The sequence below is a fragment of the Vibrio sp. 10N.286.48.F5 genome (genome assembly GCF_041469785.1).
Classification (GTDB): Bacteria; Pseudomonadota; Gammaproteobacteria; order Enterobacterales; family Vibrionaceae; genus Vibrio; species Vibrio crassostreae_C.
The window spans coordinates 42,016-68,537 of sequence record NZ_JBFRLG010000016.1 but is presented as its reverse complement, the minus strand read 5'-3'; the positions used below and the strand labels follow the sequence as shown (position 1 = coordinate 68,537).

At 46.2% G+C, this 26,522-nt stretch carries 21 protein-coding genes; 11 read left to right on the top strand and 10 right to left on the bottom strand.

Going from position 1 to position 26,522, the window contains the following annotated elements:
- Nucleotides 1-31: 31 nt before the first annotated feature.
- Both cytR and priA read right to left on the bottom strand, forming a co-directional pair.
- Nucleotides 32-1,036 (bottom strand): DNA-binding transcriptional regulator CytR, encoded by a 1,005-nt coding sequence (gene cytR, locus AB4185_RS11285; protein WP_004729690.1) that lies wholly within the window; start codon nucleotides 1,034-1,036, stop codon nucleotides 32-34.
- A gap of 240 nt (nucleotides 1,037-1,276) precedes the next feature.
- On the bottom strand, nucleotides 1,277-3,478 hold the full coding sequence (gene priA / locus AB4185_RS11280) for a primosomal protein N' (protein ID WP_102393043.1): 2,202 nt from the start codon (nucleotides 3,476-3,478) through the stop codon (nucleotides 1,277-1,279).
- 333 nt (nucleotides 3,479-3,811) lie between these two features.
- On the opposite strand from priA, the gene rpmE reads away from it, so the two are divergent.
- Nucleotides 3,812-4,030, top strand: a complete 219-nt coding sequence (rpmE, locus tag AB4185_RS11275; protein ID WP_004737142.1) for a 50S ribosomal protein L31 — start codon at nucleotides 3,812-3,814, stop codon at nucleotides 4,028-4,030.
- Between the two features lie 334 nt (nucleotides 4,031-4,364).
- Nucleotides 4,365-5,672 carry a malic enzyme-like NAD(P)-binding protein gene (locus AB4185_RS11270; protein ID WP_372135461.1) on the top strand — a complete coding sequence of 436 codons (1,308 nt, stop codon included), beginning with the start codon at nucleotides 4,365-4,367 and terminating at the stop codon, nucleotides 5,670-5,672.
- Between the two features lie 166 nt (nucleotides 5,673-5,838).
- On the opposite strand, the gene metJ is transcribed toward AB4185_RS11270, so the two are convergent.
- Nucleotides 5,839-6,159: a met regulon transcriptional regulator MetJ gene (metJ, locus tag AB4185_RS11265; RefSeq protein WP_004415993.1), complete on the bottom strand. Its 321-nt coding sequence runs from the start codon at nucleotides 6,157-6,159 to the stop codon at nucleotides 5,839-5,841.
- A 208-nt stretch (nucleotides 6,160-6,367) separates the two neighbouring features.
- On the opposite strand from metJ, the gene AB4185_RS11260 reads away from it, so the two are divergent.
- From AB4185_RS11260 to metF, 3 genes are all read left to right on the top strand, one after another.
- Nucleotides 6,368-7,549, top strand: a complete 1,182-nt coding sequence (locus tag AB4185_RS11260; protein ID WP_017063681.1) for an O-succinylhomoserine (thiol)-lyase — start codon at nucleotides 6,368-6,370, stop codon at nucleotides 7,547-7,549.
- Between the two features lie 2 nt (nucleotides 7,550-7,551).
- On the top strand, nucleotides 7,552-9,963 hold the full coding sequence (locus AB4185_RS11255) for a bifunctional aspartate kinase/homoserine dehydrogenase II (protein ID WP_372135460.1): 2,412 nt from the start codon (nucleotides 7,552-7,554) through the stop codon (nucleotides 9,961-9,963).
- 254 nt (nucleotides 9,964-10,217) lie between these two features.
- The gene (gene metF / locus AB4185_RS11250; RefSeq protein WP_371724714.1) at nucleotides 10,218-11,117 is read left to right on the top strand and encodes a methylenetetrahydrofolate reductase; all 900 of its coding nucleotides are present in this window, start codon (nucleotides 10,218-10,220) and stop codon (nucleotides 11,115-11,117) included.
- A 124-nt stretch (nucleotides 11,118-11,241) separates the two neighbouring features.
- Here metF and AB4185_RS11245 read toward each other — a convergent pair whose 3' ends face one another.
- The 3 genes from AB4185_RS11245 to argE form a co-directional block, all read right to left on the bottom strand.
- Nucleotides 11,242-11,781, bottom strand: a complete 540-nt coding sequence (locus AB4185_RS11245; protein ID WP_017061141.1) for a PadR family transcriptional regulator — start codon at nucleotides 11,779-11,781, stop codon at nucleotides 11,242-11,244.
- A gap of 348 nt (nucleotides 11,782-12,129) precedes the next feature.
- Complete coding sequence (gene ppc / locus AB4185_RS11240; RefSeq protein ID WP_372104527.1) at nucleotides 12,130-14,766, bottom strand: phosphoenolpyruvate carboxylase; 2,637 nt, start codon at nucleotides 14,764-14,766, stop codon at nucleotides 12,130-12,132.
- Nucleotides 14,767-15,017: 251 nt separating this feature from the next.
- Complete coding sequence (gene argE / locus AB4185_RS11235; protein WP_009848891.1) at nucleotides 15,018-16,154, bottom strand: acetylornithine deacetylase; 1,137 nt, start codon at nucleotides 16,152-16,154, stop codon at nucleotides 15,018-15,020.
- 153 nt (nucleotides 16,155-16,307) lie between these two features.
- Here argE and argC point away from each other — a divergent pair, with 153 nt between their 5' ends.
- From argC to argH, 4 genes are all read left to right on the top strand, one after another.
- Entirely contained in the window at nucleotides 16,308-17,312 is a 1,005-nt protein-coding gene (argC, locus tag AB4185_RS11230; protein ID WP_017063685.1) for an N-acetyl-gamma-glutamyl-phosphate reductase, read from the top strand.
- 12 nt (nucleotides 17,313-17,324) lie between these two features.
- The gene (gene argB / locus AB4185_RS11225; protein ID WP_017063686.1) at nucleotides 17,325-18,113 is read left to right on the top strand and encodes an acetylglutamate kinase; all 789 of its coding nucleotides are present in this window, start codon (nucleotides 17,325-17,327) and stop codon (nucleotides 18,111-18,113) included.
- A 113-nt stretch (nucleotides 18,114-18,226) separates the two neighbouring features.
- Nucleotides 18,227-19,438: an argininosuccinate synthase gene (locus AB4185_RS11220; RefSeq protein ID WP_017061137.1), complete on the top strand. Its 1,212-nt coding sequence runs from the start codon at nucleotides 18,227-18,229 to the stop codon at nucleotides 19,436-19,438.
- 347 nt (nucleotides 19,439-19,785) lie between these two features.
- Nucleotides 19,786-21,660 (top strand): argininosuccinate lyase, encoded by a 1,875-nt coding sequence (gene argH / locus AB4185_RS11215; protein WP_017061136.1) that lies wholly within the window; start codon nucleotides 19,786-19,788, stop codon nucleotides 21,658-21,660.
- A 255-nt stretch (nucleotides 21,661-21,915) separates the two neighbouring features.
- On the opposite strand, the gene AB4185_RS11210 is transcribed toward argH, so the two are convergent.
- A complete protein-coding gene (locus AB4185_RS11210; RefSeq protein WP_029235423.1) occupies nucleotides 21,916-22,164 on the bottom strand; it encodes a DUF3624 domain-containing protein in 249 nt (82 codons plus the stop codon).
- Between the two features lie 87 nt (nucleotides 22,165-22,251).
- Here AB4185_RS11210 and AB4185_RS11205 point away from each other — a divergent pair, with 87 nt between their 5' ends.
- A complete protein-coding gene (locus AB4185_RS11205; RefSeq protein ID WP_004729674.1) occupies nucleotides 22,252-22,599 on the top strand; it encodes a RidA family protein in 348 nt (115 codons plus the stop codon).
- 323 nt (nucleotides 22,600-22,922) lie between these two features.
- Here AB4185_RS11205 and AB4185_RS11200 read toward each other — a convergent pair whose 3' ends face one another.
- The 3 genes from AB4185_RS11200 to AB4185_RS11190 all read right to left on the bottom strand — a co-directional run bounded on the left by AB4185_RS11200 (nucleotide 22,923) and on the right by AB4185_RS11190 (nucleotide 25,617).
- Nucleotides 22,923-24,389: a dihydrolipoyl dehydrogenase gene (locus AB4185_RS11200; RefSeq protein ID WP_017061134.1), complete on the bottom strand. Its 1,467-nt coding sequence runs from the start codon at nucleotides 24,387-24,389 to the stop codon at nucleotides 22,923-22,925.
- A 275-nt stretch (nucleotides 24,390-24,664) separates the two neighbouring features.
- Nucleotides 24,665-25,393 carry a glutathione peroxidase gene (locus AB4185_RS11195; RefSeq protein WP_017061133.1) on the bottom strand — a complete coding sequence of 243 codons (729 nt, stop codon included), beginning with the start codon at nucleotides 25,391-25,393 and terminating at the stop codon, nucleotides 24,665-24,667.
- Between the two features lie 44 nt (nucleotides 25,394-25,437).
- The gene (locus AB4185_RS11190) at nucleotides 25,438-25,617 is read right to left on the bottom strand and encodes a hypothetical protein (protein ID WP_372135459.1); all 180 of its coding nucleotides are present in this window, start codon (nucleotides 25,615-25,617) and stop codon (nucleotides 25,438-25,440) included.
- Here AB4185_RS11190 and oxyR point away from each other — a divergent pair.
- Complete coding sequence (gene oxyR / locus AB4185_RS11185; RefSeq protein WP_017061132.1) at nucleotides 25,616-26,509, top strand: DNA-binding transcriptional regulator OxyR; 894 nt, start codon at nucleotides 25,616-25,618, stop codon at nucleotides 26,507-26,509. The two genes, AB4185_RS11190 and oxyR, sit on opposite strands and share 2 nt — an antisense overlap.
- The last annotated feature ends 13 nt before the right edge of the window (nucleotides 26,510-26,522 follow it).

Here is a 26,522-nt window from a genome sequence, read left to right as displayed (position 1 = left end):
TGCCGCAGATTTATAAGGGTATTTCTAAGGGTTACATTCGAGGTGGTGCGGTGCTGCCTCTAACGACTAATTTAGCTTCAAGCAGACGCGAACCTGCTTGCACATCGTTGCCCTTCAATAGATCAAGCATCATCAACATCGCTTGGCGTCCAATCTCATAACGAGGCTGAGAAATAGTGGTTAGCGGTGGATCGCAGTATTGAGCGAATTGGATGTCATCGAAGCCAACAATCGATAGGTCTTGAGGAACGCGTAAACCTAGCTTCTTCGCTTCTTGAATCGCACCAATCGCCATCGCATCGTTATGACAGAAGATCGCTGTAGGTTGTTCAGGAAGTGCGAGTAATTGACGAACCGCTTGCGCACCAGCTTCAAAGGTGAAATCGCCCACAGTGCTGTAAGCTGGGTTCATTGATACTCCAGCGCGGCGCAATGCTTGTTGGTAGCCTTGTTGACGGAACTTACACAGGGTTGCAGTCGTTGGCCCAGAGATCTGAGCGATGCGCTTATGACCTAACTGAGCGAGGTAATTCACGGCTTCAAATGCAGAGGTTAGGTTGTCGATGTGAACCGTTGGCAGTTCAAGCTCAGGTGCGAATTCACACGCCATAACCATTGGCGGTAAATTCTTTTGCTCAGGCTTACTGACATCAAACGGATGATCAGTGCCAAGCAGTAGCATACCGTCTGCTTGCTTTGTGAAGACCAAGTTAACAAATGAAGACTCACGCTTCTTTTGTTGACCACTGTCACCCAGTAGAACGAGGTAGTCATTCTCTACAGCGGCATCTTCGATACCACGAATGATTTCGGCGAAGTAAGGGTCACAGATATCAGGAACGATAGTGATGATGGTTTTTGATTCGTTGCGACGTAAATTTCTAGCTAATGTATTGGGTGAGTATCCAGCTTCAAGTACTGCTGTCTCAACTCGTTTACGAGTAGAAACCGAGACTTTTTCAGGGTTCATCAATGCACGTGATACCGTTGCCGTTGAGACGCCTGCTAGCTGGGCAACATCCTTCATTGTCGCCATAAATTAAACCCTCTTTTAAGTTCCTTTGTCGCCTAAGTATTTAAGGCGTGAATAATAAATGTAATCGAATAGATATTATGAAAGTGTTGCTAACACTTTTTTTATTGCAATATTTTATTCGTTTAATCCGTGTAAAGTTACGGCTAGATTAACAAAAATCACATGACTAGTGTGAAGTTGCTCACGAGAAATATGAAATATTTGTGAACAAACTTATCATTAGTTTTAACCCAAGTGGGTTTAACTCAAATCTTGCGGCTCAATATCGAGTGACCAGCGAACTTTTTTCGCAGCAGGTAACATATTGATGGCCGGCTTGGCACTCATCAATAGCTTCTGCATTAACGAGCGCGTCTGAGTTTGTAAGATTAACTGCCAGCGCGATTTGCCCGCTCGTTTTGCTAACGGAGCCGGGGTTGGCCCTAACACCATGCAATATTGGTCAAACAGCGGGTGCGATTCCAATGTGTGACGAACCTGACGCAAGAACTCTTCCACCAAGCGAGTGTCATTGGCTTCTGCTCTAAACAGCGTCATAAAGGTATAGGGCGGTAACATTGCCTGCTTACGTTCTGCTAGCGCCGTCTGAGCAAAGTGGTTATAGTCTTTGTGTAGCAAGGCTTGCAACAACCCATGTTCTGGGTGGTGAGTCTGTAAGATCACTTCACCGGGTTTGCTTGCTCGTCCTGCGCGTCCCGCTACTTGGATGAATAGCTGCGCAAGACGTTCAGAGGCACGGAAGTCACTACTATATAAAGAGCCATCCACATCCAATAACGCCACAAGTGTCACGTCAGGGAAATGGTGACCCTTAGCAAGCATCTGCGTGCCGATAAGAATTTGGAATTCACCCTTACGAATCGACTCGAGCGCGCTTTCTAAGCTGCCTTTACGGCGGGTGCTGTCGCGGTCAATACGAATGGTTTTGTATTCCGGGAATAGTTGACCAAGTTGAGCTTCTAACTGCTCGGTACCGACACCCACTGTCACCAAGTTCACAGACCCACAACCTTGGCAGTTGTGCACGATATGCTGCTGAGAACCACAGTGGTGGCAGCGCATCTCATTACTGTATTGGTGATAGGTGTAGTAAGCATCACAACGTTTACACTCGGCTGTCCAACCACAATCGTGACACATCAATGCCGGAGAAAACCCTCGGCGATTGAGGAACAGCATCACTTGGTTGCCTGCTTTGAGGTGTCTTTGCATCTCTGCAATTAACGACGCAGACAGGCCACTTTCTAGATATTCACCTTTAACATCCAACACCTTATTGGTGGTCGGCAGTGCGACACCCGCACGTGAAGTCAGGGTGAGATAACTGTATTTACCTATTTGAGCGTTGTGCAGTGTTTCAAATGCTGGAGTTGCAGAGCCTAACACAACCGGGATCTGCGCTTTGTGCGCACGCATGATCGCCACATCACGAGCGTGGTAGCGCAGGCTATCTTGCTGTTTATAAGACGCGTCGTGTTCTTCATCGACAATGATAATACCTAGGTCAGCAAATGGCGTGAACAGAGCTGAACGGGTACCAATCACGATGCCTGCTATTTTATCGCGCGCCGATAACCACGCATTCAGGCGTTCTGAATCGTTTAAACCTGAGTGGATAACCTCAACAGGCACATTAAAGCGTCGCTTAAAGCGGTTAATCGTTTGAGGAGTGAGACCAATCTCGGGCACGAGCACTAACGCTTGTTTACCTTGATCGAGAATCGGCTTAATCATATTCAGGTAAACCTCGGTCTTACCTGAGCCAGTAACGCCCTCTAACAGGAAACAACCAAAGTCGGTTTGGCTATTTACGGTCGCAATCGCGATGGCTTGTTCGGCATTGAGCTTAGGTTTGTCTTGGTCATTCTCAAGTTCAACTGGCCAAGGTTGGCGCTTCGGCTTTTTCTCTACCGATTCAATCCAGCCTTTCTCTTCTAGCGTTTTGAGTACGGCGCTGCCAACTTCTTCATCAATGAACTCTTGATGAGGAACCGGGCCGTGTTCAAGCATGTGCATCACTTTGGCTTGCTTGACCGCGCGACCAAAACCTTGCATCAGTTGGTCTTTGCCTGATGGCGTTAACTGCCACTCAACCAGCGTCGCGAAGTCGGCGGCTTTGCCTTTTCTTAGAGCGCTCGGAAGGGCGTTAGCAAAGGTTTCGCCAAGAGGGTACTGATAAAACTGACTGCACCACATTAATAGTGAATAGACAGATTCCGGCCAAACAGGTTGGTTATCCAATAGCGCTTTTATTGGCTTGAGCTTATCTAGCTCGAATTCTGATTCGTTAACCAGAGCCGTGACAATGCCGGTTAAGGTTTGTCGTCCAAAAGGCACAGAGACGCGACCACCAATAATCGGGAATAGGTGGTTTGGAATCTTGTAATCGAACTGCTTGTCGAGTGGAACAGGCAGCGCCACACGGGCAATCATTGGACGCATAAAGGGACGGCTTTATCTGAATTGACGAGAGCGAACAGTCTAAAGGATAAGGCGGTTAAATTCGAGAAGCAGTTTGAATGTGATGTGGCAGAGAAGCGGGTGAGGTTGGGGCCAAGCCAAGAATCACAGCCAGCAAAGGAAATAACGCCGATATTGGCGAAAAATGTATCAAATCAGTTGATCCTGCTTTATAGATTCATTACTATACTGCGCCTTAAAGGTATGGCTTCATCACTCTTTTGTGTCGATGCGGTGTCTTTATTTCTTTTTTTAAACTACGTGTGGTGTGCGGCTTAGAATCGTATAGCGACACGGCCTACTTGAGGTTATCCCATGAAAGCTGGAATCCACCCAGAATACAAAGCAGTTACTGCAACTTGTTCTTGCGGCAACACATTTGAGTTCAACTCAACGCTAGCAAAAGAATCAATCCACCTAGACGTATGTGACAAATGTCACCCGTTCTACACTGGTAAGCAACGTATCGTAGATACTGGCGGCCGTGTTGATCGCTTCAACAAGCGTTTCGGTGCTCTTTCTAGCAAGAAGTAATTCTCGCTATTTAGACATGAAAAAGGACACTTCGGTGTCCTTTTTTGTTGCCTGTAATTTGAGAAAGCACTGACTTCTATTCAAGCATCACTCTCACCCAACGATAAGTTGCCTCTCTATTCTATTTCAGGGCAATTCCTTGCGTATCTCTCTTCACCAAAATTCAGCACGAAACTTCAACAAGCGATAGTAATTTCAACTGCTCACTGGTCTTATTAGTAGTGAAATCTCGTTTTTTAATGAGACAGAGGCTTCAACCACCTAGGAACTTTGAAGTACATCCATTAACATGAACCAGATCCCCCAAATAATAATATCCTAGGAACCTACACCTATGTCTGAAGACAGCAGCCAAGCTCAATCCTCTCAAGCGTTATCATCTGAAAAATCGTTATCGCCTCAAGAACAATTCCGTCAGCAAGCTCTTGATTACCATGAGTTCCCAATTCCAGGCAAAATTGCCGTAGAACTGACGAAGCCTGCAAACTCTGCAGAAGACCTAGCACTTGCATACAGCCCAGGCGTGGCTGAGCCTGTTCGCGAGATCGCACAGAACGTTGATAACGTTTATAAGTACACAGGTAAAGGCAACATGGTTGCAGTTATCTCTAACGGTACAGCGATTCTTGGCCTAGGTAACCTTGGCCCTATTGCCTCTAAACCAGTTATGGAAGGTAAAGCGCTCTTGTTTAAGCGTTTTGCTGGTTTAGATTCTATCGATATTGAAGTGAAACACCGCACAATCGATGAGTTCGTTGATACGGTTGCGAATATCGCAGATACATTCGGCGGTATTAACCTGGAAGACATCAAAGCACCAGACTGTTTTGAGATTGAACGCCGCCTGATTGAACGTTGTGATGTTCCGGTATTCCACGATGACCAACACGGTACTGCGATTGTAACGGCAGCGGGTATGCTGAATGCGATCGAGCTTCAAGGTAAGAAACTTGAAGAGTGTAAGATCGTTTGTTTAGGTGCTGGCGCAGCGGCGGTTGCTTGTATGGAACTACTGATTAAGTGTGGCGCTCAGCGTGAAAAAATCTACATGCTTGACCGTAAAGGTGTGATCCATACTCGTCGTGATGACCTAAACGAATACAAAGAGCTGTTCGCAAATAACACTGATAAGCGTACGCTTGAAGATGTTATCGAAGGCGCTGACCTGTTCTTGGGTGTATCGGGGCCGAATCTACTGCCTGCTGAAGCACTAACGCTGATGGCTGATAAGCCTGTTGTGTTTGCATGTTCAAACCCAGATCCAGAGATCAAGCCTGAGCTTGCACACGAAGTTCGTTCTGACCTAATCATGGGTACAGGCCGCAGTGATTACCCTAACCAAGTAAACAACGTACTTTGTTTCCCATTCATTTTCCGTGGTGCACTAGACGTGCGTGCGAGCGAAATTAATGACGAAATGAAGCTAGCGGCGGTTAAAGCGATTCGTGAACTGGCGAAAGAAGAAGTTCCAGCTGAAGTACTAGCAGCTGCGGGCGGGACTGCACTGGAGTTCGGTAAGGGTTACATCATTCCTAAGCCAATGGACCCACGTCTACTTCCTCGCGTAGCACGAGCAGTTGCGGAAGCGGCTGTTGAATCTGGCGTAGCTCGTATCGAGATGCCTGCTAACTATATGGCTTAATAGCTGTTGCTCTATTGAGCCAAAAAGAATAATAAAAAACCGACTCATCTGGAGTCGGTTTTTTTATGTCTATCATTCACAGCGCAATCATAAAAAGCTATGCGCGATGTGATAAATAAGGTTCAGCTAGAGCGAATCAATAATGAAGGCAGTGACTGAGTTGTTTTTATTCTTCGTCAAACGCTTCGAACTCGATACCCATCTCTGTCATCAGCTTTTTCACTTCAGCAGGAATATCGTCTGGGCGGTCTTTACGAAGGTCTTCATCCGTTGGTAGTGGTTGGCCTGTGTACGCATGTAGAAAGGCTTCGCACAGTAGCTCACTGTTTGTTGCATGGCGTAGGTTATTAATCTGGCGGCGAGTACGCTCGTCAGTAAGAACCTTTAACACTTTTAGAGGGATAGAAACTGTAATTTTCTTTACTTGTTCGCTTTTCTTTCCATGCTCAGCATATGGGCTTATGTATTCACCATTCCAGTCGGCCATTGCGTACCTTCATCACTTTAGTTGTTAGAATAAATTAATAGTGGTGATTTTAGCGGGATTTACTGCCATAAGCAAAGACATATAGACGTCTAGAAGTGTTGACGTCTCACGTTTATGAAAGTAAAGTGAATAACATATATCTAACACAGCCGCAAAATGCCGACAAGCCGCTGTGATTCTCAGACGCAAAACTTGTAAGGAAGCACCTATGAGCAGCCGGAAGCCAGCAACAATCGCAGTACGTACTGGTATCGAGTCAGACACGCAACACCATGCCGTTGTCCCACCCATTTATCTTTCGACTAACTATGGGTTTCCCGCTTTTGGTGAAGTGCCAAAGTACGATTACACCCGTTCTGGTAACCCAAACCGCGGTTTATTAGAGACGGCACTGTTTGAGCTTGAATCAGGCAAAGGCGCGGTTGTGACTAACTGTGGTACTTCGGCGCTTAACTTATGGGTTTCGGCTTTCTTAGGCGGCGATGATCTTATTATTGCACCGCACGATTGCTACGGCGGTACTTACCGTCTGTTTAACACTCGCTCGCTAAAAGGTGACTTCAAAGTTCTGTTCGTTGATCAATCGGATCAAGCAGCGCTGGATGCGGCGCTCGCGCTTAAGCCAAAGTTGATCTTAATTGAAACCCCATCGAATCCACTGGTTCGCGTGGTTGATATTGCAGAAACTTGCCGTAAAGCGAAAGAGGTTGGTGCTCTGGTTGCTGTCGACAACACGTTTTTGACACCTGTGTTCCAAAAGCCTTTAGAGCTGGGTGCTGATTTTGTTATCCACTCAACCACTAAGTACATCAATGGACACTCAGATGTTATTGGTGGCGTTGTGGTCACTAAGACAGAAGAACACGCTGAAGAGTTAGCATGGTGGGGCAACTGTATTGGTGCGACCGGCACACCATTTGATAGCTACATGACTTTACGTGGTATTCGTACGCTAGGTGCGCGTATGCGAGTTCACGAAGAAAGCTCACGTGAAATTCTAGCGTCTCTGCAGCAACAAGATCTTGTTGGCACTATTTACCACCCAAGCCTTCCTGAACATCCGGGTCATGATATCGCGAAGAAACAGCAATCGGGCTTTGGTTCCATGCTCAGTTTTGAGTTTGCGGGCTCATTCGAGGCGCTTAAATACTTTGTTGATAAGTTAGAGCTGTTTTCTTTGGCAGAATCATTGGGCGGTGTTGAAAGCCTGATTTGTCACCCTGCGTCGATGACTCACCGCGCGATGGGTGAAGAAGCCTTAGCAGAAGCGGGTGTTTCTCAGCAACTACTGCGTCTATCTGTTGGCCTTGAAGATGCAGAAGACCTAATCGATGACCTCAAGCAAGCGTTTGAAAGAACACAGCGCTTTATCGCTGAAGGGGAGGGTTAATAATGGCAACCTTTCGCCAGCTACATAAATTTGGTGGCAGCAGTTTAGCGAATCCTGAATGTTACCAACGCGTGGTCAACATTCTTAGAGAATACTCATCAGCATCTGATTTGGTGGTGGTATCGGCAGCAGGCAAAACAACCAACCGTTTGATTGAATTTGTTGAAGCGCTCGACAAAGATGGTCGTATTGCCCATGAATGCCTACAAGCACTTCGTCAGTTCCAACTCGATCTGATTGAAGCACTGCTTGAGGGTGAATCAGCCGCACAACTTACTTCAACCATTCAACAAGAATTTACCGCTTTGGGTGAGCTAACGGCTCCCTTGAGCGAAGCACAAAAAGCAAAAGTGCTTGGACACGGTGAGGTTTGGTCTTCACGTCTACTCGCGGCTTTGTTGTGCCAGCATGATTTACAAGCCGTTGCTCAAGATGCGCGTGCTTTTTTACGTGCAGAAGTGGGCGCTCAGCCTGAAGTCGACCGCGCACGTTCTTACCCTCTGATCAAAGAAGCCTTGGCGCAGCATGCACATTGCCGCGTGGTGATTACGGGCTTTATGGCTCAGAACTGCGAGGGTGAAACGGTATTGCTTGGCCGTAACGGTTCGGATTACTCAGCAACCGTGATTGGTGCTTTGGCTGAAGTTGAACGCGTGACGATTTGGAGTGATGTGGCAGGCGTTTACAGCGCTGACCCTCGTCTGGTTTCAGATGCGTGTCTATTGCCTCTACTTCGCCTTGATGAAGCCAGCGAATTGGCTCGTCTTGCCGCTCCAGTGCTTCACAGCCGAACGCTACAGCCTGTGGCTCAAAGTGCTATGGATCTCAGCTTACGCTGCAGCTATCAGCCGGAGGCGGGCTCTACACAGATCGAGCGTGTACTGGCATCGGGTCGTGGCGCAAAAATCATTACCTCTTTGGATGAAGTGCTTATCGTGCAACTGACCTTTGGTCACGGCCATGATTTCGACCGTCTAGAGAGTGAAGTGCTTGAAGGGCTTAAGCGTGCTCAACTTGAGCCGCTTGCTTATGAGCTTGAACCGGATCAACACTGTTTGCGTCTTGCCTACACAGAAGAGATCGCTGGTGGTGCATTAGAATATCTCCAAGACCATGCGATTGAAGCTGAGATTAAGCTAAAAGAAGGTTTCTCTCTGATTGCTGCAGTGGGTGCGGGTGTGACTAAGAACCCTAATCATTGCTACGGTTTCTACCAGCAGCTTAAGAGCTCGCCGGTTGAGTTCATCTCAGAAGCGAACTCAGGCTTAAGCTTGGTGGCTGTGATTCGTAAGAGTGAAACATCAAGTCTAGTGAAAGGCATTCATTCTCAACTGTTCCAAGCGCAGAAGCGTGTTGCGATTGCCTTGTGTGGTAAGGGCAATATTGGTTCAAGCTGGTTAAGCCTGTTTGCTGAGCAAAAAGCGGAACTTGAAAAGCGCCGTGGAATGAACTTTGAATTGGTTGCCGTGGTTGATAGCCAAACCTATTGGTTTGACGATCAAGGCATTGATGCGACGTCTGTTAGTAAGCGTTTTGATGATGAAGCGATTGCTAATAATGGTAACGATTGGTTAGAGCGCTTAGGTTCGATTCAGGGTTACGATGAAGCGGTGGTTCTTGATGTTACAGCGAGCCCAGTGCTTGCAGCAAAATATCTGCAAATCGCACAACAAGGCATTCATTTGATCTCGGCCAACAAGGTTGCAGGCTCTGCATCAAGTGAGTATTACCATCAGGTGCAAGATGCGTTTGCTAAGATCAGCCGTCACTGGTTATACAACGCGACCGTTGGTGCAGGTTTGCCGATTAACCACACGGTACGCGACCTGCGTGAGAGTGGCGATGACATCATTGCGTTGTCTGGCATTTTCTCAGGCACGTTGTCTTGGTTGTTCCAACAGTTTGATGGCACAGTACCGTTCAGTGAGTTGGTCGACTTAGCATGGCAACAAGGCCTTACTGAACCAGACCCACGTGCTGACTTAGATGGTTCAGACGTAATGCGTAAGTTGGTGATTCTAGCGCGTGAATCTGGTTTAGAGATCGAGCCTGAAAACGTAAAAGTCGAATCGCTAGTACCTGAAGCGCTGCAAGATTTATCAGTGGATGATTTCTTTGATAAGGCTTCTGTGTTGAGTGAAGAACTGGCCGAGCGTTTAGAAAAAGCGCACTCTCAGCAGAAGGTTTTACGTTACGTAGCGCGTTTAGAGAAGAACGGCAAGGCAACGGTCGGTGTGGAGGCGTTGTCGAAAGAGCATGCGCTGGCTAACTTACTGCCTTGCGATAACATCTTTGCGATTGAGAGCAAATGGTACAAAGATAATCCATTGGTTATTCGTGGCCCAGGAGCGGGGCGTGAAGTGACGGCAGGTGCAATTCAATCTGATCTAAACAGAATGTCTAGCCTGTTTTAAATTCTAAATAGCATACTATTCACTAAGATAAATAAGGCTGGAAGCACGATGTGTTTTTCAGCCTTTTTTTTACATTATCTCTTCTTGGCAACTCACCTATCGACTTGAGTTTTTCTCACGATCTACTTGAGAAAAATTCATAATGGATCTGTTGACATTAAATCGTATTCAATACATTCTACAGACATATAGACGTCTAAACGTCGTTTAAGGATTTGAGTTTTAGTGGTTGTTTTTGCCACAGGGAGAGTAAGATGGGATACACACACGCAGGCCATATCGACGCTTTAAATCAGAATATCGCTGAGCTTTCTGACAACATCAATGTGTCATTTGAGTTTTTTCCACCAAGCAGTGAGAAGATGGAAGAGACCTTGTGGAATTCTGTTCACCGTCTTAAAACACTCCAACCAAAATTTGTATCAGTAACCTACGGTGCAAACTCGGGTGAGCGTGATCGTACCCACTCAATTATTAAAGAAATTAAGAACCAAACAGGCCTAATTGCTGCACCACACTTAACGTGTATTGATGCTAGCCGTGAAGAGCTGATTCAAATTGCTGATGATTACTGGGCAAATGGCATTGAGAGCATTGTTGCGTTGCGTGGTGATATCCCAGCAGGCGGTGGCGCTCCAGATATGTATGCATCTGACTTGGTTGAGCTGCTTAAATCTCGCCACGACTTTGATATCTCTGTTGCAGCTTTCCCTGAGGTTCACCCTGAAGCAAAAAGTGCTCAATCAGACCTTATTAACCTGAAGCGTAAAGTGGATGCTGGCGCTAACCGTGCCATCACGCAATTCTTTTTTGATGTAGAAAGTTACTTACGTTTCCGTGATCGCTGTGTGGCGGCAGGTATCGATGTTGAAATCGTACCGGGCATCTTACCTGTTTCTAACTTCAAGCAAGCATCTCGCTTTGCTGCGATGAACAACGTAAAAGTACCGGGCTGGATGGCGAAGCAGTTTGAAGGTTTGGATGATGATCCAACGACTCGTCAGCTTGTTGGTGCTAGCCAAGCAATTGATATGGTTCGTACACTGAGCCGTGAAGGTGTGAAAGATTTCCACTTCTATACGCTAAACCGTGCAGAAATGACTTATGCACTTTGCCATACGCTAGGTGTTCGTCCGCAAGTCGCTGCGCTGTAAGAAAAGTCTAAGAAGTAAAGCCTAAGCACTTGTAAAAAGCCTCTGGCAGTAACATTTCAAATCCTATAGATACAAAAAAGGCTTGGACTCATAGAGTTCAAGCCTTTTGCTTTTCTAGCTTAACTTAAGCTAGAGCGCCAAGTTCAAGCAGTACTTCTTCAGCCCATACAATCCATGCTTCACGGATAAGTAGGTTACGACGAAGTGTTAGACGCTCAAGGCGTGCTTGCTTGTCTAGTGTCGATGGCGTTGCGTAGTAAGCTGCTTCGATTTCACGGTAGTGAGAAACCAGTTTGCGAGACTCTTCTACTAGCTCAGCAAGTTGTACACGGTAAGCGTCAGAAGGTTGTACAGCACAAGCCATTAGCTTAGCTGAGAACTCGTCACGAACGGTTGGGTGTGCAGTTGGTTGTTCAAACCATTCACCTAGCGCGCCACGGCCAGCATCAGTGATAGAGTAAACTTTACGATCAGGTTTGCCTTCTTGAGGCTCAAGCACGCAAGTTACCTGGTCGTTCTGAGCCATTTTATTTAGCTCGCGGTAAACTTGTTGATGGCTAGCTTTCCAGAAGTAACCAATGCTTGCGGAGAATTCTTTTGTGATATCGTAACCAGTAGCATCGCGTGTACTTAAAACGGTTAGAATTACGTGTGGTAATGACATGTCTGAAATCCAAATGGTAAACAGTAAACAAATACTTAAACAACAAGTGTGCTTCTAATGGCACGTTATATTGGTTATGTCTAAGTAGCACCAACTCATCGGTTGGTTATGTCACCTTACAAAGCCGTTTATCACCTAGGTTGACCAGTTTATTGGTCAAGATGCTGCAGATTATTTTTTGGAGTGTTTCCGCAGCGGAGCAGTAGTATATCTAAATAATAAGCATAAAGTAGAATACATGGACAAAATAACCCAAAAAACTGACAAAAAACTCACTATTGCTTATTTTGTGAAATAAAAAGGTCGCACTAGGCGACCTTTTGTCTGTTGAATGGTAGGAATCACTAATTAACCAGTGTTTCGCATGCCTGCTGCAATGCCTGCAATCGTCACCATTAGCGCTTCTTCAAGCTCTGCTGGTGGTGTTTCACACTTACGAGTACGGTAAAGCAGTTCAGCTTGAAGCATGTTTAGTGGCTCAACGTAGATGTTACGTAGGCGGATTGACTCAAGTCCCCAAGGGTCGCTCTGCATTAGGTTCTCGTTGTTCTCAACATTTAGCACGGCTTTGATGTCTTTTTGCAGCTGTTCACGCAGTAACTCACCTAATGGTAATAGCTCTTCGTCAACAAGGCGTTGGTCGTAGTACTTAGCGATTTCCATGTTGCACTTCGAGTACACCATTTCCAACATACCGAGACGGGTAGAGAAGAACGGCCACTCGCGACACATCTCTTCGAGCAGGGCTTGATGGCCTTGATCTACAGAGTACTGAATCGCTTCACCAGCGCCTAACCATGCAGGCAGTACCAAACGGTTTTGGCTCCAAGAGAAGATCCATGGAATCGCACGTAGGCTTTCTACGCCGCCGTTCGGGTTACGTTTCGCAGGGCGAGAGCCAAGAGGCAGTTTACCTAGCTCCAGTTCAGGTGTCGCTTGACGGAAGTAAGGTACGAATTTCTCTTCGCCACGAACCACGTTGCGGTAAGCCTCACAAGATACTTGAGATAGCACTTCCATTAGGTCGCGCCACTCTTGTTTTGGCTCAGGTGGCGGCAGAAGGTTCGCCTCTAGAATCGCGCTTGCGTAAAGGTTGAAGCTGTTTACAGCAACGTCTGGTAAGCCAAGTTTAAAGCGGATCATTTCGCCTTGCTCTGTTACACGTAAACCGCCTTTCAAGCTCTTAGGTGGCTGAGAAAGAAGAGCAGCGTGCGCCGGAGCACCACCACGACCAACCGTACCGCCACGACCGTGGAATAGAGTCAGTTCAATGCCTTCTTCATCACAAACCTTAACCAGTTTGTCCATTGCATCATATTGAGCCCAACCTGCAGACATTACGCCCGCATCTTTCGCTGAGTCAGAGTATCCGATCATCACCATTTGGTGGTTCTGGATAAAGCCACGGTACAAGTCGATGCTCATTAGCTGTTTCATTACTGCTTCTGAGTTGTTCAAGTCGTCTAGCGTTTCGAACAGCGGACATACGTCCATGCGGTATGGGCAGCCACATTCTTGCAGTAGTAAGTGAACAGCCAGTACATCTGATGCAGTACGAGCCATAGAAATTACGTAAGCACCGAAGGCTTCACGAGGTTGAGCAGCAATAACCTTGCAGGTGTCTAAAACCTCTTTAACCTGTTCAGATGGCTCCCAATCGCGAGGAAGAAGCGGACGCTTAGAGCTTAATTCATTGGTTAAGAAAGCAATCTTGTCTTGCTCGTTCCATTGGTCGTAGTCGCCAATGCCTAGGTAGCGAGTCAGTTCAGACAGTACATCTGAGTGACGAGTACTTTCTTGACGAACATCGAGACGAACTAGGTGTACACCGAACGCTTTTAGGCGGCGCAGAGTATCAAGCAGAGAACCGTCTGCGATTACGCCCATGCCACATTCGTGCAGCGATTGGTAACATGCGTAAAGCGGTGTCCAAAGTTGCTCGATGTTCTGTAGTGTTTCTTTCTTCGGAACCTCTGTGTCATGCAATTTTGCATCCAGCACTTCTAGCGTGTTGTTCAGTAGAGTGCGTAGGTTCTTCAGGATTGCACGGTAAGCTTCGTGTTCATCACCTGCTAGCTCACGAACGGCATCATTACACTTAGTCATCGACAGTTCGGTAATCAGCTCGTTTACGTCGCCTAAGTAAAGATCGGCAGCTTTCCAACGAGATAGGCGCAGAACTTCCTTAGTGATGGTGTGCGTTACGAATGGGTTGCCATCGCGGTCACCGCCCATCCAAGATGAGAAGTGTACTGGGCGTGCATCGATCGGCAGGCCTTCACCAAGATAACCTTTTAGTCGGCCATCCATTTCACGTAGGAAGTCAGGAACGGCTTCCCATAGAGAGTTTTCTACAACCGCAAAGCCCCACTTAGCTTCATCAAGTGGCGTTGGGCGTTGTTGACGAATCACATCTGAGTGCCAACCTTGAGCGATCAGTTGCTCTAGGCGGCGTTCGGTTTTCACGCGCTCTTTGTGTGATAGGTCGCTTAATTCTAATTTAGACAGACACTCGTTGATCTTAACTAGCTTGTTGATCATGGTGCGACGAGTGATTTCTGTTGGGTGTGCAGTCAGAACGAGTTCAATGTTCAGGTCGCGAACGGCTTGAGCCGCGTCTAGCTTGCTGATGTCATTCTGGTTTAATTTGGAAAATAGAGATTGCAGCACGTCTGGTTCACAAACATGCTCCTCACAGTGGCGAGAGATGGTGTGGTACTGCTCTGCCATGTTGGTGAGGTTGAGAAATTGGTTAAATGCACGAGCAACAGGAGTGAGTTGTTCGTTCGGCAGGTTTTTGATTTCTTCAACTAGGCTGTCACGGTCAGCTTTGTTGCCTGCGCGGGCGGATTTGGAAAGTTTACGGATAGTCTCCACTTTCTTTAAGATAACGTCACCATGTGCATCTTGGATTGTGTTACCTAGCAAGCGTCCCAGCATGCTTACGTTACTCTTGAGAGCGGCGTATTTCTCGTTCATTGTCATCCTGCCTCGTAAAAAAATTACATCCATTGTTCCTTGTTAAGTACACAATCTAGCGAAAAGTGCTGTATCTAGTCAAATAAAGCATTCTAAGTTTGCAATTATTAGTTTTCGAAATGCGGGAGAAGTAAATTTTCCAAGACTTCGGAATAAAGTGAAATTTAATTACAAGATCAGGCTTTGGCTGGGATAACAGAATAAAAGCCACCTTTTAGGGCAGCTTTTATAAAAAAGTATCGCAAGGGTAGCAATAGCTAGAAACAATATTTACGAATAGATTTACTCAGAACATCAATCGTTGGATCGATAAAATCGAAGCTTAGGAACTCATCTGGTTGGTGAGCTTGGTCGATAGAGCCCGGCCCCAGCACTAAGGTTGGGCAAAGTTCTTGAAGGAAAGGTGCTTCTGTACAGTAGTTCACGGTTTGTGATTCAGTTTCGCAAACTGATTCCATGCCACCAATAAATGGATGGTCGTGTTGGCACTCATAACCTGGGATAGGTTCGTGCAGTGGCGTAATCTCGATTCTGCCCGGCCATTTTGCTTCCACTTCTTTAAGTGCGCTGCGCAGCATGTTATCCAAGCCATCTAGGCTGATACCTGGCAAAGGACGCACATCATAGTGCAGCTCACAGCAACCACAGATACGGTTGGCACTGTCGCCACCGTGGATATGGCCAAGGTTTAGAGTGGGGCTTGGAATTGCGAAACCCGGGTGGTGATACTCTTTGACTAGCTTGTCACGCAGTTGCATTAAAGCGAACAACACTTCATGCATGATCTCGATGGCGTTGACACCTAATGCAGGATCAGAAGAGTGACCTGATTTACCCGTTACTCGCACAGCGTTAGCAACATGGCCTTTATGGCCACGAATCGGCACAAGGCTGGTTGGCTCACCAATAATGCAGTAATCCGGTTTAAACGGTGCATTTTCAGTGAAATGACGCGCACCCAGCATGGTGGTCTCTTCGTCACAGGTTGCCAATACATATAGCGGCTTGGTCTGTTTGCTCCAATCCATCTTCTTTGCCGCTTCATAAACGAAAGCGAAAAAGCCTTTCATATCGGCTGTGCCTAATCCATAGAAGCGATTGTTGTGTTCTGTTAGTGCGTGAGGGTCAAAGTTCCAACGTCCTTCATCAAATGGCACTGTGTCGCTGTGTCCTGCGAGTAGCAAGCCACCTTCGCCCGATCCCATCTTAGCGACCATATTATGCTTGCCGGGTTCGACTTCCACGACTTCAACGCTAAAGCCTACGTCTTTAAACCATTGAGCCATTTTTTCGATCACTTTCTCGTTGCCATGATCCCAGCTTGGATCGGTCGAGCTAATAGAGTCTGTGGAAATTAGGCCTTTGTAGACCTCAAGAAAACTCGGTAATTGCATAATAACTTCACTTCTACTATTGACAGGAAAACCATAAGTCGGTAAAACACATATTAAATCATATTTAATGCATAAGAAATCAAATAAAGCTAAAAATTAAGTATGAATAGTCAAATTTGAAATGTAACTTACCTCAAAAATGGATGTGTTGAGATGTTGAAAACCACGATCATTGGCGCAAGCGGCTACACAGGAGCAGAACTGGCTCTAATGATAAACAGACACCCTGAGCTCACGCTATCAGGTTTATATGTCTCAGCCAATAGTGTAGACGCAGGTAAACCTATTGCGGCACTGCACGGTAAGTTAGCTGGCTTGATTGATATGCCAGTACAACCTTTAACAAATCCGGAAGAAGTAGCTAAACAATCTGATGTGATTTTCTTAGCAACGGCACACGAGGTTAGTCACGACCTAGCGCCAATTTTTCTAGAGAACGATTGCCAAGTCTTCGACCTATCGGGTGCATTCAGAGTTAAAGGCGAAAACTTCTATCAAGAGTTTTACGGTTTTGAACATCAACACGAACAATGGCTAGACAAAGCGGCTTACGGTTTAGCTGAGTGGAACGAACAAGAAATTAAAGAAGCTCAGCTTGTCGCTGTCGCGGGTTGTTACCCAACCGCATCACAACTGGCGATTAAGCCTTTGGTTGAAGCCAAGTTACTGGATGAAAACCAATGGCCAGTGATTAACGCAACCAGCGGTGTGACTGGTGCAGGCCGCAAGGCGACGATGGTCAACAGCTTCTGCGAAGTGAGCTTGCAAGCTTATGGTGTATTCAATCACCGTCATCAACCTGAAATGGCTGCACATTTAGGATGTGATGTGATTTTTACCCCGCACCTCGGCAACTTTAAGCGTGGCATTTTGGCAACCATTACCATGAAATTGGCTGAAGGCGTGACAGAACAACAGATACAAGATGCCTTCGAGCAAGCTTACCAAGGTAAACCTGCGGTGAGATTACTCGAAGAGACACTGCCAAGAATTCAAGATGTAGAACAGACACCTTTCTGCGACTTGGGTTGGAAGGTTCAAGGTCAACACATCATCGTTGTTTCAGCGATTGATAACTTATTAAAGGGTGCATCTAGCCAAGCGATGCAGTGTTTAAATTTACGTTATGGTTTTGCGCCATTAACTGCGTTAGTGTAAGGAAATCTAGATATGAGCCTTAATAATCAACCATTAATCATAAAGTTAGGTGGCGCAGCGCTATCTTGTGGTGAAACACTTAGCAAGTTATTTGGTGCTATCTCTGCTTACCAACAACAGGCACAACGACCAATCGTGATTGTTCACGGTGGCGGTTACCTTGTTGATGATTTGATGAATAAGTTGAATCTAGAAACCGTTAAGAAAGAAGGGCTACGTGTTACTCCTTATGATCAGATCCCTGTGATCGCTGGTGCACTAGCGGGCACGGCCAACAAACTACTTCAAGGTCAGGCAATTAAAGACGGTATCAATGCCGTTGGTTTAAGCCTAGCAGACGGTGGTTTATGCAAAGTGAGCGAACTGAACCCTGAACTGGGCGCGGTAGGAAAAGCGGAGCCGGGCGACTCAACCGTTCTGCAAGCGATTCTTAATGCGGGCGCACTGCCAATCATTAGCTCAATTGGTCTTACTGAGCAAGGTCAACTGATGAACGTCAATGCCGACCAAGCTGCGGTTGCCGTTGCGGGCGCACTTGATGCTGAACTGGTACTGCTTTCTGATGTAAGTGGTGTGTTGGATGGCAAAGGCCACCTCATTCCAAGTCTTAATCAACAGCAAGCCGATGACCTTATTGCCGGCAAAGTGATTACCGACGGCATGATCGTTAAGGTTCAAGCTGCACTAGAAGCCGCTAACGACCTTGGACGACCAATCGAAGTTGCCACTTGGCGATACCCAGAAAAGCTAACACAACTGTTTTCAGGTAAAAGCATAGGAACACAGTTTTTACCTCAGTAGGTCTCACAACGAGTCACTACTTAAAGAATTTAGACAAATTAAATAAACATATAATTATGAAGTCATTTCCAACGCTGACCGCCATGTGCAGTATGGAAACTAGGAGAAAGAAAATGAGCAAAGTTAACGTAAAGAAAGTTGTAGTAGCCTACTCTGGCGGTCTAGACACATCAGTAATCATTCCATGGTTGAAAGAGAACTATGACTGTGAAGTGGTTGCGTTTGTTGCGGATGTTGGTCAAGGCGACGAAGAGTTGATTGGTATCGAAGAGAAAGCAAAAGCTTCTGGTGCATCTGAGTGTTACATCGCAGACCTTAAAGAAGAGATGGTTGCTGACTACATCTACCCAACGCTGAAAACGGGCGCTTACTACGAAGGTAAATACCTACTAGGTACGTCGATGGCGCGTCCAATCATCGCGAAAGCACAGGTTGAAGTCGCACGTAAAGTAGGTGCAGACGCACTGTGTCACGGCTGTACTGGTAAAGGTAATGACCAAGTTCGTTTTGAAGGCGCATTTGCTGCACTAGCACCTGATCTACACGTAATTGCACCATGGCGTGAATGGGATCTAGTGAGTCGTGAAGAGTGTCTAGATTACCTGGCTGAGCGTAACATCCCTTGTACGGCTTCTCTTACTAAGATTTACTCGCGTGATGCAAACGCATGGCACATCTCAACAGAAGGCGGCGTTCTAGAAAACACATGGAATGCACCTAACGAAGATTGCTGGGCTTGGACTGTAGACCCTGAGCAAGCGCCAAACGAATCTGAAACAGTGACGCTTAAAGTTGAAAAAGGCGAAGTGGTTGCGGTTGATGGCGAAACAATGACGCCATACAACGCACTGGTTTACCTAAACGAGAAAGGTGCTAAGCACGGTGTTGGTCGTATCGATATCGTAGAGAACCGTCTTGTTGGCATGAAGTCTCGTGGTTGTTACGAAACTCCGGGTGGCACAATCATGATGGAAGCACTGCGTGCAGTAGAGCAACTGGTTCTTGATAAAGCGGCATTCGAATTCCGTGAAGAGCTCGGTGTTAAGGCTTCTCACCTTGTATACGATGGTCGTTGGTTCACTCCACTATGTAAGTCAATCCTTGCCGCGACAGAAGAGCTAGCACAAGACGTGAATGGTGAAGTGGTTATCAAGCTTTACAAAGGCCATGCAACGGTGACTCAGAAGCGTTCTGACAACAGCCTGTACTCAGAAGAGTTTGCAACCTTTGGTGAAGATGAAGTTTACGACCAAAGCCATGCTGAAGGCTTCATCCGCCTTTACTCGCTATCAAGCCGTATCCGTGCTTTGAATAGCCAAAAGTAATCCTAACAATGAGTTAGTGAGCTAGCCTTTGATGAAAGATTGAAGGTTAGTAAACAGACATTATTATGCAAAGCCCATTCACTATTGATTAGTGAGTGGGCTTTTTACTTTCTATTTGCCTAATAAATCAGCTTCGGTTTTTACTATCGGATGGCATATAATTCGCGCTCCACGCTAAAAATAATCAATGGATTGAACTGTTGGTGAATAAATATGTGAAAATAATGAATTAATACTTTATTTTCATTTTGAATTGCCGTAAGTTTAAACCATCAGAAAAATACTGAATCTTAATCAGAATTATCATTTGCAAAAACAGTGAGCACTGTGCAATTAGGAGATACACAATGGCATTATGGGGCGGTAGATTTACCCAAGCAGCAGACACCCGGTTCAAAGATTTTAACGATTCTCTTCGTTTTGATTACCGATTGGCTGAGCAAGACATTGTGGGCTCAATTGCCTGGTCTAAAGCTCTACTGTCGGTCAACGTATTAACAGAAGAAGAGCAACAGAAGCTTGAGTTAGCGCTGAATGAGCTAAAACTTGAGGTGATGGAAGATCCTGAACAGATTCTACGTTCTGATGCAGAAGATATTCACAGCTGGGTTGAGCAGCAACTTATCGGCAAAGTCGGTGACTTGGGCAAAAAACTTCACACTGGCCGTTCTCGTAACGACCAAGTGGCGACAGACCTGAAACTATGGTGTCGTCAGCAAGGTAACCAACTGCTACTGGCATTGGATCGCCTACAAAGCCAAATGGTGAACGTTGCTTCTCAGCATCAAGAAACCGTGCTTCCTGGCTACACTCACTTACAACGTGCTCAGCCGGTAACTTTTGCTCACTGGTGCTTGGCTTACGTTGAAATGCTTGAGCGTGATTATTCACGTTTGAATGATGCGATTAAGCGTCTAGACACATGTCCGCTGGGTTCTGGTGCCCTTGCTGGAACAGCTTACCCGATGGACCGTGAAGAGTTAGCTCACAACTTAGGTTTCCGTCGTGCAACGCGCAACTCTCTAGATTCAGTTTCTGACCGCGACCATGTGATGGAGCTAATGTCGATTGCTTCTATCTCTATGCTTCACCTTTCGCGTCTTGCAGAAGATATGATTTTCTACAACTCAGGTGAATCAAACTTCATCGAGTTAGCGGATACCGTGACGTCAGGTTCATCTCTGATGCCACAAAAGAAAAACCCAGATGCGCTAGAGCTTATCCGTGGCAAAACTGGCCGTGTTTACGGTTCATTAGCGGCAATGATGATGACAGTAAAAGCTCTGCCTTTGGCGTACAACAAAGACATGCAAGAAGATAAAGAAGGTCTGTTCGACGCTTTAGATACTTGGAATGATTGTATGGAAATGGCAGCACTCTGTTTTGACGGCATTAAAGTGAACGGCGAACGTACACTTGAAGCCGCGAAACAAGGCTACGCGAACTCAACTGAATTGGCTGATTACCTAGTAGCGAAAGGGATTCCTTTCCGTGAAGCTCACCATATTGTTGGTGTGACGGTAGTGGCGGCGATTGCTAAAGGCTGTGCATTAGAAGAATTAACCATCGCAGAGATGAAAGAGTTCTCTGAGGTGATTGAGGAAGATGTGTATGACATCCTGACCATTGAATCGTGTCTTGAAAAACGTAGCGCGCTAGGCGGTGTATCTCCACAGCAAGTGGCTTACGCGGTTGACCAAGCTGAGAAACGTTTATCACAGCGTGATACGTCCATCGTCAAGGTTCGTCCTGCTCGTCTGACCGATATTGAAGCGTTGGAAGGTATGGTCGCTTACTGGGCGAACATGGGTGAAAACCTACCTCGTTCTCGTAATGAACTGGTGCGTGATATTGGCTCGTTTGCGGTCGCAGAGCATCATGGTGAGGTGACAGGTTGTGCATCACTCTATGTGTATGACTCTGGCCTAGCGGAAATCCGTTCACTGGGTGTCGAAGCTGGCTGGCAAGGTCAAGGGCAGGGTACCGCAATTGTGCAGCACTTGGTTGAGAAAGCGCGACAAATGGCCATCAAGAAGGTGTTTGTGCTGACTCGTACTCCAGAGTTCTTTATGAAGCATGATTTCTTACCAACATCGAAATCTCTGCTGCCTGAGAAGGTACTGAAAGATTGTGACCAGTGTCCTCGTCAACATGCGTGTGATGAAGTGGCATTGGAAGTGAACTTGGTAGAGCAGATAATTGCTAAGGTTAATGTTGCATAAGGCATTGATTTTATAGCTCCTAAAAAAAAGATCAAAAATCTGATCTTTTTTGGGAACAAACTAAGAAAAGCCCGGTCTATTAAAGTACCACTGCTTTTTCTTAGAATTTTCTAAGAAAGCCCTAGAATCGATTGGTTCTGGGGCTTTTTTCTATCTGCTGTTCGGGAAATGACAATAGCTCGAAAATTATGATGAATTATCGGATTGTTTAGCCCTGTCTCTAATCACTACTCTTTATCCAATAAAGACTTCCAGCTAACGTTTTTTGCCCTTTAACGGTAGCACCACAAACTTCATGACCCAATGCAACGACAGCAAGCCACTGAACGCGAAAGCGGCCATCATCAACGCGATGGCATTGATGGTTTTTGGGTCTTCTCTGAAAAACAGCCACCATACTCCCCAACTCAAAATCGACAACACCATCAGCTGATTCATGCAACGCTGGCAGCGACCGAGTTTGTTACGGATTTTTTCACTTTTATTGCAATGAATGCATGTCATCTTGGGTTTGATTCGCGTTATGCTTGTTGCCCTGATAATAACACGTCACAAGATATTGGATCACGGTGACACAGAGAGAGAAAGTCGATGATTGAGCGCCAAGAAACCAAGCAACGTATGAGCCGTATTGTTAAACACAACGGTACTATCTACCTATGTGGCCAAGTTTGTGCTGATGCAACTAAAGACATCACTGAACAAACTCAAACCATGTTAGATAAAGTAGAAGCGCTACTTGAGCAAGCAGGCAGCGACAAAGAGCACATGCTGTCAGCAACGATTTACTTGAAAGACATGAAAGACTTCCAAGAAATGAATGCAGTGTGGGATGCATGGGTACCAGAAGGTCACGCTCCAGCTCGCGCATGTGTGACTGGCGACATGGCTCGCGAAGCGCTACTTGTTGAGATCTCTGTGATTGCTGCTGAGAAGTAATTGCTTAAAGCTTTTAGTGACGCAATGGCTTCAAGAGATTCCAGATACCTCGTCCCTCGGTTCTGGAATGACGAGTTTAGTTTTGGTTTAGCTGATGCGTCACTTTGGTCTGCTTCAGCTTAGATGCGTTTTGAAAAGCACCGTTATTCTGGTTAGCTTCGCCTAGACGTGTATGAAAATTGCTGTCATTCCCGAGAGCGACGAAGGAGCGTAATCGGGAATCTATAGTTTACTCGTTGCCAAAAACAAAAAGGAAAGCCAATGGCTTTCCTTTTTAGTATCTAACGTTTGTTAACTGCTAATTGACTGGCGCTAGTCTGAGATTAACAGCCCGGGCCACAATCTAGGCAGTGTTTCACCATCTCTGGGCCTAGGTGCAGTTTCGCATTCAGGTCACGTAGGGCAGTTCGTACACCCTCTTCGATTACTGGGTGGTAGAACGGCATGTCTAGCATCTCAGAAACCGTCATCTTGTTCTGGTGTGCCCATGCTAACAAGTGAGCCAAGTGTTCTGCGTTTGGTCCCATCATCTCAGCACCAAGGAAGCGGCCTGTACCTTGCTCGCCGTATACGTGCAGAATACCTTTGTTGCGCAGCATCACTCGAGAACGACCTTGGTTTTCGAAAGACACTTCACCCGTTGCGAAACAGCCACATGTGCCCAAGCGTGTGGTGATCTCTTTGTAGGTTTCACCAACCATCGCGATTTGCGGGTCAGAGAATACTGCCGAGATTTTAGAGCGGCGTAGGCCTGCACGAATCTCTGGGAAGCGACCTGCATTGTCACCCGCAATACGAGCTTGGTCTGCTGCTTCATGCAGTAGAGGCAGTTGGTTACTCGCATCACCAGCGATAAATATTGATGGTAGTGATGTTTGTAGCGTGTAGTGGTCTGCGATTGGCACACCACGTTCATCAAGCTCTAGAGAGGTATTCTCTAAGCCAAGCTTGTCAGTGTTAGGGCGACGACCTGTTGCTGCTAGTACGTATTCAACGACGTTAGTTTCTAATTCACCTTGTTTATTGATGAACTGGATTTCGACACGTGGCTCACCCGATTCAGTGGTAATGCGCTTCATGCTTTCGATTTTCACGTCGGCATCGAGATAGAACTCTTCATTGAAAGCTTTATCTGCATAAGCCATGATCTCTGGATCAGTTACTGGGCCAACTTGACCACCCAAACCGAACAGTTTGGTCTTCACGCCTAAGCGGTGCAGTGACTGACCAAGCTCAAGACCAATAACACCAGGGCCAAATACCGCAACCGATTCTGGTAAATCATCCCAGCTGAACACGTCGTCGTTAATGATCAGGCGATCGCCAAGCTCATTCCAAACGGCAGGGTATGCAGGGCGAGAACCGGTCGCGATAACAATACGCTTAGCGGTGACAACCGTGTGGTCATCAATTTGTAGTGTGTTGTCATCTAAGAACTTTGCGTAGCCAGAGATCTTGTCTTGCTCTGGGATTTCATCAACACCTTCTAAAACAAAACCAACAAAACGGTCACGCTCAAACTTCACTCGGTCCATCACTTCACGGCCGTTAATCACGATATCACCTTGTGGGTGAACGCCAAAAGCCGGAGCTTTCTCGATTTGGTGTACGCTTTCTGCAGCTGCAATAAGCAGTTTAGATGGCATACAACCAACGCGAGCACAGGTAGTACCGTAAGGGCCGCCTTCAATCATCACGACACTGTCAGTGTGTGCTTTTGCAGCGCGGTAAGAACCTAGACCTGCCGTACCGCCCCCGATAACTGCTACATCTACATTGACTTGTTTCATAATAATTTTCTCGCAATGGCTGAATTTAGTTTGAACGAACCCCTCCAACTCTGGTGATTTTTTTGAGAGTCAGGATAACGGGTCAGTTTTGTGATTCTGTTTTATTAGGTTTAGCTTGTGACTCTGCTTTTATTGCTAACTATAGGTTAGTAAAAGACAGGCGAGTCACCAGCTATATTCTTTTTCCCAAAACTCAGATAAGAGTGTTTGGAATAGCTAACCCACAAGAGGGTGGGTTAGCTGATACTTCTAAGCCTATATCGGCGATGAAGCGATTAGCCTAGGAAAGTTTCTAGTTCTTCACTACCACCGATGTGTTTGCCACCGATGAATACTTGAGGAACGGTAGTGCGACCAGAGATTGCACGTAGGCTTACTGTTGTTGCATCTTTACCTAGAACCACTTCTTCGTAGTTCAGACCTTTGTCGATTAGGTTCTGTTTTGCTTTCATACAGAAAGGACAGCCTGGCTTAGTGAATACTGTGATTGACTCTTGCTCTTTGTGCTCAGGAGCAAGGTAGTTCAGCATAGTGTCTGCATCAGAAACCTTGAACGGGTCGCCTGGTACGTCTTCTTCGATGAACATTTTTTCTACCACGCCGTTTTTAACCAGCATGCTGTAGCGCCATGAACGTTTGCCGAAGCCGATGTCGTTTTTCTCAACTAGCATACCCATGCCGTCTGTGAAATCACCGTTACCATCAGGGATGAATGTGATGTTTTCCGCTTCTTGGTCTGCTTTCCATGCGTTCATTACGAACGTGTCGTTTACAGAAACACAAAGGATGTCATCAACGCCGTTTTCTTTGAACACTGAATGTAGTTCGTTGTAACGAGGTAGGTGGCTTGAAGAACATGTTGGAGTAAACGCACCTGGTAGGCTGAATACGATAACTGTCTTGTCTTTGAAAAGCTCTTCTGTCGTTACGTTAACCCATGCATCGCCTTGGCGAGTTGGGAATGTTACTTGAGGGATTGATTGACCTTCTTTAGATGCAAACATATTGATTTCCTTAAATAGTATTTTTAATTTTGTTCTATTAGAGCTTAACGTTTTTCGTTGCTCTGTTTCGTTTCGTTGAGCCCATTATTAGATAAATCCTTTGATAGCTCTAATCGTTTGATGTTATGGTTTTGATAGGTAAATTCTATCAAGAGCATTTTTCTTTTAAATGTTTCTATTAGAACCCTTGTTCTTATTAAAACCTGAGGTAAGAGACTGATCATGAACATTCGTGACTTTGAATACTTGGTGGCGCTCGCAGAGCATAAACACTTCCGAAAAGCGGCAGAAGCGTGCTTTGTCAGTCAGCCGACACTAAGCGGTCAAATACGCAAACTCGAAGATGAAATTGGACTTCAGTTAACCGAGCGTAGTCCAAGGAAGGTGATATTTACAGAATCAGGGTTACAACTTGTTGAACAAGCCAAGCGTATTCTCAATGAAGTGAAAACTTTTAAAGATATGGCGAGTGGACACGGTGAAGCGATGACGGGGCCAATGCACATTGGTTTTATTCCAACCGTGGGTCCTTACATCTTGCCTAAGATTGTTCCTCATCTTAAAGAGAGCTTCCCAGATCTTGAGCTTTACCTGCATGAAGCTCAGACCCATCAGTTAGTGAGCCAACTTGAAGATGGCAAGCTTGATTGCTTAGTACTGGCTGCGGTTGATGAAACGGCGGTGTTCAAAGAGATCGATGTGTATGACGAGCCGTTAAGTGTTGCCGTTCCATGTGACCACGAGTGGGCTCAGCAAGACACTGTCGATATGCTGCAGCTAAATGGACAAACCGTACTTGCGCTAGGTGACGGTCACTGTTTAAGAGACCAAGCCTTGGGTTTCTGTTTTGCTGCGGGTGCAAAAGACGATGAGCGCTTTAAAGCGACCAGCTTAGAGACGCTGCGTAACATGGTCGCGGCGGGGGCGGGCATTACCTTGCTACCTCAATTGTCTGTACCCAAGGAAAAGCAAAAAGATGGTGTGTGCTACGTGCCTGCGGTAAACCCAACACCTTCACGTCGTATTGTGGTTGCGTACCGTCCTGGCTCTCCATTGAAAGGGCGCTTTGAGCAACTGGCTGAGACGATTCGAACTCAACTGGAGAAGACGGCTTAGCGCTTGAATTTAG